The sequence below is a fragment of the Corynebacterium marinum DSM 44953 genome, assembly GCF_000835165.1.
GTDB lineage: Bacteria > Actinomycetota > Actinomycetes > Mycobacteriales > Mycobacteriaceae > Corynebacterium > Corynebacterium marinum.
Map to the genome: position 1 here is coordinate 1,424,797 of NZ_CP007790.1, position 12,544 is coordinate 1,437,340.

12 protein-coding genes are annotated in these 12,544 nt (G+C 68.7%); 3 read left to right on the forward strand and 9 right to left on the reverse strand.

What is annotated here, in order from left to right; translation table 11 throughout:
• The first annotated feature begins 7 nt into the window (after window positions 1–7).
• Entirely contained in the window at window positions 8–583 is a 576-nt protein-coding gene (locus B840_RS12870) for a transglutaminase-like domain-containing protein (RefSeq protein ID WP_052491116.1), read from the forward strand.
• A 21-nt stretch (window positions 584–604) separates the two neighbouring features.
• Here the strand turns inward: B840_RS12870 and hisS are convergent, their stop codons facing one another.
• The 4 genes from hisS to tpx all read right to left on the reverse strand — a co-directional run bounded on the left by hisS (window position 605) and on the right by tpx (window position 3,826).
• On the reverse strand, window positions 605–1,885 hold the full coding sequence (gene hisS / locus B840_RS06825) for a histidine--tRNA ligase (RefSeq protein ID WP_042621527.1): 1,281 nt from the start codon (window positions 1,883–1,885) through the stop codon (window positions 605–607).
• A 15-nt stretch (window positions 1,886–1,900) separates the two neighbouring features.
• Window positions 1,901–2,542 (reverse strand): MBL fold metallo-hydrolase, encoded by a 642-nt coding sequence (locus B840_RS06830; protein ID WP_042621528.1) that lies wholly within the window; start codon window positions 2,540–2,542, stop codon window positions 1,901–1,903.
• A 10-nt stretch (window positions 2,543–2,552) separates the two neighbouring features.
• Window positions 2,553–3,212 carry a hypothetical protein gene (locus B840_RS06835; protein ID WP_042621529.1) on the reverse strand — a complete coding sequence of 220 codons (660 nt, stop codon included), beginning with the start codon at window positions 3,210–3,212 and terminating at the stop codon, window positions 2,553–2,555.
• Window positions 3,213–3,328: 116 nt separating this feature from the next.
• The gene (tpx, locus tag B840_RS06840) at window positions 3,329–3,826 is read right to left on the reverse strand and encodes a thiol peroxidase (protein ID WP_042621530.1); all 498 of its coding nucleotides are present in this window, start codon (window positions 3,824–3,826) and stop codon (window positions 3,329–3,331) included.
• A 99-nt stretch (window positions 3,827–3,925) separates the two neighbouring features.
• Here tpx and B840_RS06845 point away from each other — a divergent pair, with 99 nt between their 5' ends.
• Together B840_RS06845 and B840_RS06850 are read left to right on the forward strand one after the other, a co-directional pair.
• Window positions 3,926–4,771 carry a peptidylprolyl isomerase gene (locus B840_RS06845; RefSeq protein WP_042621531.1) on the forward strand — a complete coding sequence of 282 codons (846 nt, stop codon included), beginning with the start codon at window positions 3,926–3,928 and terminating at the stop codon, window positions 4,769–4,771.
• Between the two features lie 145 nt (window positions 4,772–4,916).
• Entirely contained in the window at window positions 4,917–5,222 is a 306-nt protein-coding gene (locus B840_RS06850) for a hypothetical protein (RefSeq protein WP_042621532.1), read from the forward strand.
• Between the two features lie 69 nt (window positions 5,223–5,291).
• Here B840_RS06850 and B840_RS06855 read toward each other — a convergent pair whose 3' ends face one another.
• From B840_RS06855 to B840_RS06875, 5 genes are all read right to left on the reverse strand, one after another.
• A complete protein-coding gene (locus B840_RS06855; protein ID WP_042621533.1) occupies window positions 5,292–5,816 on the reverse strand; it encodes a DUF421 domain-containing protein in 525 nt (174 codons plus the stop codon).
• 88 nt (window positions 5,817–5,904) lie between these two features.
• Window positions 5,905–7,815: a bifunctional metallophosphatase/5'-nucleotidase gene (locus tag B840_RS06860; protein ID WP_052491117.1), complete on the reverse strand. Its 1,911-nt coding sequence runs from the start codon at window positions 7,813–7,815 to the stop codon at window positions 5,905–5,907.
• A 240-nt stretch (window positions 7,816–8,055) separates the two neighbouring features.
• Window positions 8,056–10,341 carry a RelA/SpoT family protein gene (locus B840_RS06865; protein WP_042621534.1) on the reverse strand — a complete coding sequence of 762 codons (2,286 nt, stop codon included), beginning with the start codon at window positions 10,339–10,341 and terminating at the stop codon, window positions 8,056–8,058.
• Complete coding sequence (locus tag B840_RS06870) at window positions 10,338–10,898, reverse strand: adenine phosphoribosyltransferase (RefSeq protein ID WP_042621535.1); 561 nt, start codon at window positions 10,896–10,898, stop codon at window positions 10,338–10,340. The genes B840_RS06865 and B840_RS06870 overlap by 4 nt, the downstream gene beginning before the upstream one ends.
• Window positions 10,891–12,531, reverse strand: a complete 1,641-nt coding sequence (locus tag B840_RS06875; RefSeq protein ID WP_229676633.1) for an ABC transporter substrate-binding protein — start codon at window positions 12,529–12,531, stop codon at window positions 10,891–10,893. The genes B840_RS06870 and B840_RS06875 overlap by 8 nt, the downstream gene beginning before the upstream one ends.
• Between the last annotated feature and the right edge of the window lie 13 nt (window positions 12,532–12,544).

Sequence of the window (12,544 nt, forward strand, 5' to 3'; positions counted from 1 at the left end):
TGAGCCCATGCACCTCGAGCCGGAGTTCCTCTCCCCCACGACGCTCATCGACGCCGACCACCCGGACATCATCGCCCTCGCCGCCGCGCTGGCGGGAGACACCCCGGCCGAAACCGTGCGCGCCATCTTCGTCCACGTCCGCGACCGGATCACCCACCCGGCGGACACCGGCGGGACCCTCCTCGCCGCCTCCGCCTCCGAGACCCTGAAGGCCCGGGAAGGGGTGTGCTACGCGCAGGCGCACCTGCTGGTGGCGCTCTACCGCGCCGCCGGCATCCCGGCCGCGCTGCGCTACCAGCAGGTGGAGACCGCCACCGGCGGCCTTGTACTCCACGGCGTCGCCATCGTGTGGGCACCGGATATCTCCGAGACCGGCGGCTTCCTGCTCGTCGACCCCCGCTACCCGGAGAACCATCCCCGCCACAGCGGGGACTTCTGGCGGACGCGCGCCCTGCAGCCGCCCTTCGAGCGCAACCTGCCGATGATCCACACCGACGTCGCGCCCGGGGTGGCGAAGGCGCTGCGGCAGGCCGCAGACGCCCAGGAACTGCTGCGCACGGGCCTGCCCGGCGCGGTCAGCTGAAGCCTCCCCCGCCTTCAGGGTCTACCGGGCGCCGAGGTGCGCGACCACGTCAGCCAGCGCCACATCCTCCTGGGTGTGGGCCGCCAGGTCCTTGACCGCGACGGTGCCTGCCGCCAGCTCGTTCTCGCCGAGCACCAGGGCGAAGCGTGCGTGCGCGCGGTCGGCGCCCTTCATCGCGCCCTTGAGGCCGCGGTCTCCGTAGGACATGTCGGCCGAGATGCCGGCGGTGCGCAGGTCGTTGATCAACAGCGCCATGGCCCTCTTGGCCTCGGAGCCGAGTGCGACGCCGTAGACGTCGACGCGGCGGTCCACGCCCTCCAGCGTCACGCCCTCCGCCTCCAGGGCGAGGATGGTGCGGTCGACCCCCAGGCCGTAGCCGATACCGGAGAGGTCCTGGCCACCGAGCTGGGACATCAGGCCGTCGTAGCGGCCGCCGCCGCCGATGCCGGACTGCGCACCCAGGCCGTCGTGGACGAACTCGAAACAGGTCTTGGTGTAGTAGTCCAGGCCGCGGACCATGCGGGGGTTGATGGCGTAGGGGACGGACATGTCGTCGAGCAGCCCGGTGACGGTCTCGAAGTGCGCCCGCGCCTCCGGGGAGAGGTGGTCGAGCATGAGCGGCGCATCGGCGGTCATCTCCTTGACCTCGGGGCGCTTGTCGTCGAGGACGCGCAACGGGTTGATCTCCGCCCGGTGGCGGGTCTCCTCGTCCAAGGGAAGCTGGAACAGGAACTCCTGCAGCTTCTGGCGGTACGCGGGCCGGCAGGTGTCGTCGCCGAGGCTGGTCAGCTCGAGGCGGAAGCCCGTCAGGCCGAGCGCACGGAAGGAACGGTCGGCCAGTGCGACGATCTCGGCGTCCAGCGCCGGGTCGTCGACGCCGATGGCCTCCACGCCGACCTGCTGGAGCTGGCGGTAGCGGCCGGCCTGGGGGCGCTCGTAGCGGAAGAAGGGGCCGGCGTAGTTGAGCTTGACCGGCAGCTGCCCCCGGTCGAGGTTGTGCTCGATGACGGCGCGCATGACGCCGGCGGTGCCCTCCGGACGCAGGGTGACGGATCGGTCGCCGCGGTCGGCGAAGGTGTACATCTCCTTGCTCACCACATCGGTGGACTCACCGACGCCGCGGGCGAAGAGCGTGGTGTCCTCGAAGATGGGCAGCTCGATGTGCTGGAAGCCTGCCAGATGAGCCTGATGGATGAAGGTGTCCCGGACCTTGAGGAACACCGGGGACACCGGCGGGACGTAGTCCGGGACGCCCTTGGGCGCGGACAGGGCGGCAAACTTGGCGGGCTTCTTGTCAGTCACGGCTACCAACAGTACTCACATACCCAGCTGCAGCAGGAACGGGTTGGTCGCACGCTCCGCCCGCATGGAGGTGCCCGCCCCGTGGCCGGGGAAGAGCTGGAGGGAATCATCAAGCTCCCACACTGGACCACGGAGGGTGGCGTCCATCTGGGCGGGGTCGGAGCCGGCGAAATCCGTGCGCCCGATCGAGCCCTGGAAGATGACGTCGCCGGTGAAGGCGAACTGCTCGTGCACCAGCAGACAGCTGCCCGGGGAATGGCCCGGCGCGTGCCTGACCTTCAGTTCGACCCCGGCGAGGGTGAGGTCCTGCCCGTCGTGGAGATCCCGGAGGTCGCGGACGGGGGTCATGTGCGCGGCGTCGAAAAGCACCTGCGAGCGCTGGGAGATGCCGTCCCCGCCGGCCAGCATGAACGCATCCTCCGGGTGGATGTGCACCGGGACGTCGTACTGCGCGGCCAGGGAGCCTGCGTCCCTGGTGTGGTCGATATGGCCGTGGGTGAGCACGACGGCGACGAGGCTGGCGGACGTCTCCGCCAGCGCCTTCTCGACCTGCCGGTGCGAGTGCATGCCGGGGTCCACGACGAACGCCTCCCCCTCGTGGGCGAGGACGTAGGTGTTCGTGTTGTAGGGGCCGGCGGCGAATCCGTGGAGCTGCATGACGGGCAGTCTAGCTGCTCGCCCGGTGATACTCGTGGACGGTGTAACCGACCTCCGCGGAGGCGGGTCCGCCGGGTGCACCTGCCAGCTGGACATAGGGCAGGTGGCAGTCGTCGATGAGCATCCAGCCCTCCGCCCGGCCTGACTCGTCGCCGGAACGGGTGAGCGCGCCGGTGCTGTCGCGCAGCTGCGCGGCGAGCACGTCACCCTCCGTGCCGCGGAAGGAGATCACGTACGCGCCCTCGCCGCAGCCGGGCTGGCCGGCCGGGAACCAGTTCCCCTCCGGCCCGAGGATGATCTGCGGGCGGCTGCCCCGCCAGAGGGTCGACTCCCCCTCCCAGGTGCGGAACAGCTCGAACTGCGCGGAACCCCGGGACCACGCGTCGGGCGCCGGGGAGAGTTCCGGCCCCGAGCCGGCCTGGACACTGTTCATCGGTGCCGCCGCCAGAGCCGTGTTCACGGGGTCCGTCTTCTCCGCCACCGGGGAGGGGGTCGCCGCCGCCGCGTGGGCCGCCTGGGCCGTTCCGGCTGCCCCGCCGGGGCGCACCCCGAAAGTGTGCGGCGAGTCCGCGTCCCGCACCCCGAGGGTCGCCGCCGCGTACAGCCCGCCGGCGGAGGCCGCGATGACGGCGGCAAGTGCGAAGGGGGTGGACCGCAGGAAGCGGGGCATGAACTCTCCTGGTGGAACGTAGGGGCGGAAGACCCGTACATCATGGCAGACCGGGGGCAGACGGCGGAAAGCCCCGGCTACCGTCGAGGGGAGCCGGGGCGCTGAGGTGGAGGGGTTTAGTGCAGGGCGTTGACGGCGGCGTCGTAATCCGGCTCGGTGGTGATCTCGTCGACGAGCTGGGTGTAGATGACCTTGCCGTCCTCGTCCGCGACGATGACGGCGCGGGCCAGCAGGCCCTTGAGCGGGGAGCCCTCGAGGGTCAGGCCGTAGTCCTCGCCGAAAGTGGAGCGGAAGACCGAGCCAGCGGTGACGTTCTCGATGCCCTCTGCCGAGCAGAAGCGGTCGTGGGCGAAGGGCAGGTCGTGGGAGACACCGAGGACCACGGTGTTGTCCAGGGCGGTTGCGCGCTCGTTGAACTCGCGGACCGAGGCCGCGCAGACGCCGGTGTCCAGCGACGGGAAGATGTTGAGGACGACGCGCTTGCCCGCGAAATCCGCCGGGGTGATCTCGGCCAGGTCGGTGCCGACGATGGTGAAGTCCGGCAGCTGCTCGCCGACGGCGGGAAGATCCCCGGAGGTGGTGGTGGGTTCGTTCTTGAAGGTTACGTTTGCCATGCCCCCAGGGTAGAGATGTTCACCACACCGTGCCAGGGACAAGGGGCGCACACTAGACTGACGGACCGACATACCCGCCGACGACAGGAAGAGCCTACGGTGACCGACAACAGGAAACGTGGCGAGGAATCCCTCGCCAAGCTTGAGCGCGAACTGAAATCCCGCGACCGCGCCGAGAAGTCCCGCCCGGTGAAGATCGCGGCGGCGGCCGCCGCCGCCATCCTGCTGATTGTCGGCGGAATCTGGTTCCTCGCCTCCCGCGACAGCGGCGAGGAGATCACCGCCTCCGACGAGACCACCACCAGCGCGGAGGCTCCCACCGTCGAGCCGCTGGCCATGACGCGTGCGACCGCGCTGCCCGACACCGTCACCTGTGAATACCCGGAGGCGGGCGAGGCCTCGCGCGAGATCTCCACCCCGCCCACCGACGACGTGTCCGCCACCGGCACCGTCAACGTCACCCTCAACACCGGCCAGGGCCCCATCGGCATGGAGCTCGACCGCACCGTCGCCCCCTGCACCGTCAACGCCGTCGAGCACTTCGCCGACGAAGGCTTCTACGACGACACCGTCTGCCACCGCCTGACCACCTCCGGCATCTTCGTCCTGCAGTGCGGCGACCCGTCCGGCACTGGCGCCGGCGGCCCCGGCTTCCAGTTCGCCAACGAGTACCCCACCGACGAGCTCACCGAGCCCTCCGCCACCCCGGTGATCTACCCGCGCGGTTCCATCGCCATGGCGAACGCCGGCGCTGACACCAACGGCTCGCAGTTCTTCCTCAACTACCAGGATTCCCCGCTCGCCCCGGACTACACCTACTTCGGCCAGATCTCCGAGGAGGGCCTGGCCACCCTCGACCAGATCGCGGCGACCGGGGTCGAGGGCGGCGCCGCCGACGGCGCCCCGGCCGAGGAGGTCCGCATCGAGACCGCCACCGTCGGCTAACTGCTTGTCGACGCCTCCCCAGCGCCCCGGCCCGCCCCAGGCCGGGGCGCTGCCGTTTGTGTCACAAATCAGTTGCACGCTTGCCGCGGACGTTATATGGTGACTGCAGTTCACCGCCCCTCTCTGTCGAAGAACAGGTACCCCCATGAAGCTCTTCTCGCGCAAGGCCATCGCCGCCGTCGCCACCACCGTCGCTCTGACCACCGCAGGCCTGTCCGCCCCGGCCTTCGCTGAGGATCTCGACGCAGGCCAGGACAAGTCCAGCGTCTCCACCATCTTCGATGGCTCCTCCGACATCTCGGCGGGCGACGACAGCGATGAGGACCTTGAAGAAGGCGAGGAGAGCTCCTCCAAGGACCCGAACCAGATCAAGTCCTGGATCGGCGTCTTCACCGCCGTCGTCGGCGCCCTGTCCGCCGCCTTCGTCTTCGTGCAGCGTCTCACCGCCTAAGAACCACCGGCACGCGCCGAGGTGAACGGGCCGCCATCCCCACGACGGGGTTGGCGGCCCGTTCCGCGTTCAGGCCCGCTTCAGTCCCCGGAGAACCTCGGGGTCGAGCGGCTGGCCGGTCCGGATCACCGACATGGTCCCGGTCGGCTCCAGGATCATGGCCTGCACCTGGCTCAGCGAACCCAGCCCGGACCTGCGCAACGAGGAGTACACGTCGGTCCGGCTGATGTGAGCCGAACGCATCGCGCCGGGGAGCATCTCCCCGTCGAGCACCACCAGGACGGGTTGTCTGCTCAGCCCCCTCCCCCACCCCGTGAAGCGGCGCAGCGTGCCGAACGCCGCCTCGAGGATCATGAGCGTGGCCAGTCCGACGAGCCCCGCCGCCAGGGTCGGCGGGTGCCCCAGGATCACGCGCCCCCCGACCGCCCCGAACATGAGCACCACAACCGCATCCGATGCGGTCAACGACATGAGCACCCGGGTGCCGAATACTTTCGCCAGCACCATGAACCCGAGGTAGATTCCCGCCGCCGCCGCGATGATGACCGGGATGCGCCACGGCTCGATGAGCAGTTCCTCCAGGAAACGTTCCACGCCACCCCACCTTAGTCAGCGCAGGCGAAAGGCCGGGCACCGCTGGCTGCGGCGCCCGGCCCCGGACGGCTGGTTCAGTTGAGAGCGGTTAGAAGGAGCTGCCCACAGATTCCGGGAGAAAGGTGGAGGAGCCGAAGAGGCCGGATTCGGCCGGTTCCGTCGCCTGCTTCGCCGGGACAGCTACACGGGTGCCTGCGTCGGTGCTGATCACGAAGCCCTCGCCGGTGTAGTCCGCCGGGACGGTGATCTCGACGGTGGCGGTGCCGTGCGTGCCCAGACCGGCCGGGATGGCGGATAAGGTGTTGTCGATGTCGGCGGTGACGATCGTGTCGCCGATCGCGACGGTCACAGTCTCGGCCATCGGCTCTCCTGCGTTGGAGTAGTTCAGGGAAGCCAGCTCCAGGGTGACGGTTTCGCCCGGGGCGATGTCGCCGTTGACGGTCACCGCGACGTCCGCCTGATCTGCGCGCGGAGCGACCGACTCGTTGGTCTTCAGGTAGTCGATGAGCGACTGGACGTCCATGTAGCCGACCTTGAGAATTCCGCGCACATCGGCGGGATCGATGAGCTCGTCGCCGCCCTCGAGGAGGAAGGTGGAGGCGGCGATGCGGTAGTCCGCGGAGGGGTCGATCGGTTCACCATTGAGGTGGGCGCCGATGATGCGGTTGCCCTGCTCCGCAGAAGGATCATAGGAGTAGGTGAAACCGTCGGAGAAGCCGAGTGCCAGACGCGGGCGCTCACCCCCGCTCTTCCACTGCTTCTCCAGGGTGTCGAGGATCGCCTGGCCGCTCATGGTGGCGACGGAAACCTCGTTGCCGAAGGGCTGGACGGTGTAGACGTCCGCGTAGGAGACATTCCCGGCCGGCAGGTCCGCCCGGACACCGCCCGCGTTCATGAAACCGATGTCCACGGGCTCACCCAGCAGGTCCGTAAGGGAGGCGCGCTGCGCCTCGGCGATGAGGTGGTTGAGGGTGGACTCGACGCCGCGGTTGGAACCGGGGGCGGCACCGTCGTTGCTGCCCCGGTAGAAGGAGTGGCCGATCTCGGCGACGATCTCCTCGCCGACCGCATCCGCCTGGGCCTGAGCGGTCTCGACGATGCCGGCGACGGTGGCGTCGGGGACGACACCCATGCCGGCCGCACGGTCGTAGCCGTACTGCTCGATGGTGACGGACTCGACCTCGCCGGTCACCTTGTTGAAGGTGAAGTCCACGTCGGTGAGGAGCTTGCCGTACTCGAGGGACTGCGCGAAGGGTACGGAGGCGTCAGCGTCCGTGTATGTCACGTGGGAGTCGCCGCCGAAGAGGAAGTCGACGTAGTCGGCGTCGAAGCCGTCGGCGTAGACGGCGGCGTCCTCGTGGAAGAGGGAGATGACCACGTCGGCCGTGCCGGATTCCTTCAGTTCCCGCGCCACCTGGTTGGTCTCGGCGACCGGGTCGCGGAACTCCAGGCCCACGATGCCGGCCGGGGAGACCTTGCTGGCGGTGGAGGTGGCGACGGTGCCCACGAACGCGATCTTCACACCGTTGCGCTCCTCGATGCGGTACGGCTCGAGCAGACGGGTGCCGTCGGCCCGGTAGACGTTGGCGCCCAGGATCGGGAACTGGGAGTCCTCGACGATACGGTCCAGCAGGTCGTCCTGGCCCTGGTCGAACTCGTGGTTGCCCACGGCGGAGGCGTCGACGCCGGCGGCGTTGAGGAAGTCGGTGGTGTACATGTCATTGGTGATCGCGGAGATGAAGGCCGAGCCGCCGACGTTGTCACCGGAGGTGGTGAAGATGTTCTCCTCACCGTTGATCTCGTCGTTGAGGCCGGTCAGCAGGGCTGCGCCCATCTCCTTGTTGTAGGAGTCCGCCGCGAGGCGGCCGTGGAAGTCGGTGATGTTGGACACGGAGAACTCCACCACGTCCTGGGCGGTGGCGACCGGGGCAAGGCCCAGTGCGAGTGCGGTGGTGGCCGTGGCCGCGATGAGGCGGCCCATGCGGCGGAGGGAAGTCACGTGGAATCTCCTGGAGTAACTAATGAGGGAAACTGAACAGAAGTAGGTATAACCTCCTGCCCCCCTTATCGCAGCATGAGATTTCGCTGTGAACTGCGCTTTCACCTGAGACCCGTCAAGAGTTCACCCCGGCGCTACCTGCGCAGGTATTACTTTTCACTTTGGCCACCGCACGGCAACGGAAAACCACCCCCGCACGTGTGAGCTCTGGTGGGGGTGGTGTGAAAGGAGTGAATACCGTCAGGCGGTGACGCGGTAGACGTCGAAGACTCCCTCGGTGTTGCGCAGCGTGGTGATCAGCTGTCCCAGCTGCTTGGTGTCGGACACCGAGAACGTCATGCGGATCATCGCGATATGGTCGTCGGAGGACTGCGAACTCATCGACATCACCGACAGCTTCTGCTCGCTGAACACGCGGGTGATCTCGAACAGCAGCCCCTGGCGGTCGAGCGCCTCGACCTGGAGCGTCGCGGCGAAGGCCCCGCCGGGGACGCCGCCTTCGGTCCACGCCACATGGACCATCCGCTCCGGCTCCTGCTGCAGCTTCTCCGTGTTCGTGCAGTCCGCGCGGTGGACCGAGACTCCCCCGCCGCGGGTGACGAAACCGAAGATCTCATCCCCCGGCACCGGCTGGCAGCACTTGGCCATCTTCGCCATGACGTCGGGGCTGCCCTCGACGAGCACTCCTGTGCCCGACTCCGAATCCGCGGCGCGGGCCCGGGAGCTGATGATCTCCGAGAACGGGGTGCGCGCGGCGAGGGCGTCGACGGCATCGTCCTGGTCCCCGAAGATCGCCATGAGCTGGTTCGCCACATGCTGCGCGGAAACGTGGCCCGCACCGATCGCGGTGTAGAGGGCGTCGACGTCCGGGTAGTGCAGCTGGGTCGCCACCGCCTTCATGGACTGCGCGGTGAACAGACGGTGCATGGGCAGGCCGCCGCGCTGGACCTCGGCTGCGAGTGCGTCGCGGCCGGCATCGAGGTGTTCTTCGCGCATCTCCTTGGCGAACCACTGGCGGATCTTCGCCTTCGCCCGCGGAGAGACGACGAAATCCTGCCAGTCCCGGGAGGGGCCGGCGTTCTGGTCCTTCGAGGTGAAGATCTCGACCCGGTCGCCGGACTTCAGGGGCGACTCGAGGGCGACCAGTTTGCCGTTGACTTTGGCGCCGATGCAGCGGTGGCCGACTTCCGTGTGCACGGCGTAGGCGAAGTCCACCGGGGTGGACTCGGCCGGCAGGTTGACCACGTCGCCTTTGGGGGTGAACGCGAAGATCTGCTTGGCGGTGAGGTCGTAGCGCAGGGAGTCGAGGAACTCGTTGGGGTCCGCGGCCTCCTTCTGCCAGTCCAGCAGCTGACGCATCCACGCCATCTGGTCGACCTCGTCGCGGTCGCCCTTGTGGGAACCCTTGGTCTCCTTGTAGCGCCAGTGCGCGGCGACGCCGAACTCGGCGTTGAAGTGCATCTCGTGGGTGCGCACCTGCACCTCCAGCGGCCGGCCCTGCAACGCCATCACCGTGGTGTGCAGCGACTGGTAGACGCCGAAGCGCGGGGAGGAGATGTAGTCCTTGAATCTGCCCGGCAGCGCCGAGAACAGCGAGTGGACGACACCGATGGCCGCGTAGCAGTTGTTGATGTTGTCCACCAGGATGCGGATGCCCACGAGGTCGAAGATCTCGTCGAAGTCGCGGCCCCGCACGATCATCTTCTGGTAGATCGACCAGTAGTGCTTCGGCCGCCCCATCACCTCGGCCTCGATGTTGTTCTCCCGCAGCGCCGAGGTCACCTGCTCGATGATCTCCTTCAGGGCCCGGTCGCGGGAAGGCGCCCGGTCCGCGACGAGACGCACGATCTCGTCGTATTTCTTCGGGTACAGAATGGCGAAGGAGAGGTCCTCCAGCTCCCACTTCACGCTCGCCATGCCCAGGCGGTGCGCCAGCGGGGCGATGACCTCGAGTGTCTGCCTGGCCTTCTTCGCCTGTTTCTCCGGGGGCAGGAAACGCATCGTGCGCATGTTGTGGAGGCGGTCGGCGACCTTGATCACCAGGACCCGGGGGTCCTCCGCCATAGCGACGATCATCTTGCGGATGGTCTCCGCCTCGGCGGCCGCACCGAGGGCCACCTTGTCGAGCTTGGTCACCCCGTCGACGAGCCTCGCGACCTCGGCCCCGAACTCCTCGGTGAGCTGGTCCAGGGAGTAGTCGGTGTCCTCCACCGTATCGTGCAGGAGCGCTGCGACGAGGGTGGTGGTGTCCATGCCGATCTCCGCGGCGATGGTGGCCACCGCCAACGGGTGGGTGATGTAGGGGTCGCCGGACTTGCGGATGACCCCCTCGTGCAGACGCTCGGCGGTCTCGTAGGCGCGGGAGAGCACCTCGGCGTCGGCACGCGGGTGGAACTGGCGGTGGATGGACAGCAACGGGTCGAGCACCGGGTTCGCCTTCGCCCGGGTTCCGGTCAGGCTCCGCGCCAGTCGGGCCGACATGCTGCGCACGCCGACGTTGGAACGCGGGCGGGAACGGTCGGTCATTCGTTGATCACCACCAGCGGAAGATCACGGAGGCGGTCGCGGCCGCCGAGTTCCGGGACCTCGAGCACGACGACGTTGCCGACGACCTCGCCGCCGGCATGCTCGATGAGTCCGCGGGCGGCGATGAGGGTTCCGCCGGTCGCGAGCACGTCGTCGACGAGCACGACCTTGACGCCGTGCACGTCCTGCCCGTCCTCCGGGATCTCCAGCGCGGCGGTGCCGTACTCGAGGGCGTACTCCTCGGTGATCACCGGGGGCGGCAGCTTGCCGCGCTTGCGGATCGCCAGGATACCCAGGCCCAGGTTGTAGGCCACGGCCGAACCGAGGAGGAAACCGCGGGCGTCGAGGCCGCCGATCATCTCGGCGCCGAGGGCGCGGCAGGCGTCGGACAGCTCGTCGACGACGATCTGGAACGCATCCGCGTCGGCGAGGACGGGGGTGAGGTCCTCGAACAGGACGCCCTCCTCCGGCCAGTCCTGCACGTAACGGATCTTGTCGGCGAGCGCCTCGCGGGCGCTGTCGTACGTGCCGGTTCGCTTCGGCGTCTTGTTAAGCACCGTTGTCCTCGCTTAGCCATCGGTCCATGTTCCAGCCGATTCCGGCCAGTCCCGTATATGTCACTACGTTACCTACTGTGCGGTCGATCACGAACCAGCGGGGTTGTGCTGCGAGCGGAATGCCCGGCACCTCGCGCCAGAGCTGCTCCTCCGCCTCGCGGAGCTGGTTGACGTCGATGGCGCGCGGCGACGACGCCCCGAACTCCGCCAACGGATCCACCGCCATGAGCACAGCGTCCAGCGCCCCTTCCCGGATCACCGTCTCGCCCCACTGGCCGGTGGTGACCTTGGTCAGGTCCGCCAGGCCGGCGGATTCGCCGGCGGCGTCGACGACTGTGATGCCCGCCTGGGAGCAGGTCTCGGCGATCGCCGCCACCATGGCCGCCTTCCGCTCGTCCGGGCCGAGGTAGCCCACGCGCACCGTCGAACCTGACAGCGCCTGCGCCCGGCCCAGGTCGACGGGGATTTCCCGGTCGCTCACGTCGGCCAACTGAAGCGCCGACGGATCGTTGTGCGGCAGGGTGTGCAGCGCCACCGGGGGCACCTCCACGCCGCTGACGCGCGACGACGCCGCCGCCACCGCGTTCTGGTCCACGCATCCGGCGAAGGCCCGCCGGGCCTCGGCGGTGGCGAACACTCCCGCGTCCCCCAGCATGAGTGTCTCGGTGAGGTCGCCGACCTCGTCGTCGACAGCGAGGGTGTTGGCCGGATCCTCCCGGTCCACCCAGGTCGGCCGCCCGCTGCGGACGTCGGCGACACGGAGGGCGCCGGCCTCCACCAGCCCCTGCGGGTCGGTCCCCCTGGGCCACACGACGATCGTGTCCAGGTTCGGGGCGTCCCCGTAGTAGTGGTCGTTGGGCCGCAGCACCACCTCCCCGTCGGGGCCGACCCGGTCGATGACGAAGGGACCGGAGGTGACCTGCAGTGCGGGATCGAAACTGTCCAGGTTGAAACCGTCGCGCCAGATCGGGCCCACCTCCGTCAGCGTCGCCAGGTCGTCGGCCTGCAGCGCGGCGTGGAGCTCCTCCAGGCTCAGCCCCGCCTTCGCGGCGATGGCGTGCGCCGGCAGCGTCGAACCGGGGCCGAAGAGGTGGCGCCAGCGGCCGCCGCTGTCTTCGTCGAAGACGACGGTGAAGCGCTTCTGGCCGGGTTCGCAGTCCAGTCGCAGGACCTCATCCATCTGCGGGAGGTGGGATCCGAAGATCCCCTCGTGCACGCCGGCCTTGTAGGACAGGAGGAAATCGGTGCAGGTGACGGGTGCACCGTCGGAGTACTGGGCTTCCTCGGTGAGGGTGTAGATGACCTGCCGGTTCGCCCCGGGCAGCACCTGGGTGCGCACAAGATCGGTGTTCGGGATCATCTGCCCGGAGGGCCCGGGCACGAAGACGGCCGGGTAGAGCCTGCCCGACAGGGCCTCCGTGTTGGAGGACGCCCCCACCTCGCTGCCGGCGTTCGTGGTCAGCAGGGCGGTGTCGACGAGGTATCCGAAGTAGTCAGTGGACTCCGCCCCGTCTGCCCCGTCGCCGCCGGCTCCCCCGCCGGAGCCCGGCGAGCAGGCCGCCAGGGTGACAGCAGTGAGTGCCGCCACCACCGCGGTGGCCGCGCGCCGCCCGCCGAAACGATGTTGTGCCACGTCAAACCTGCTT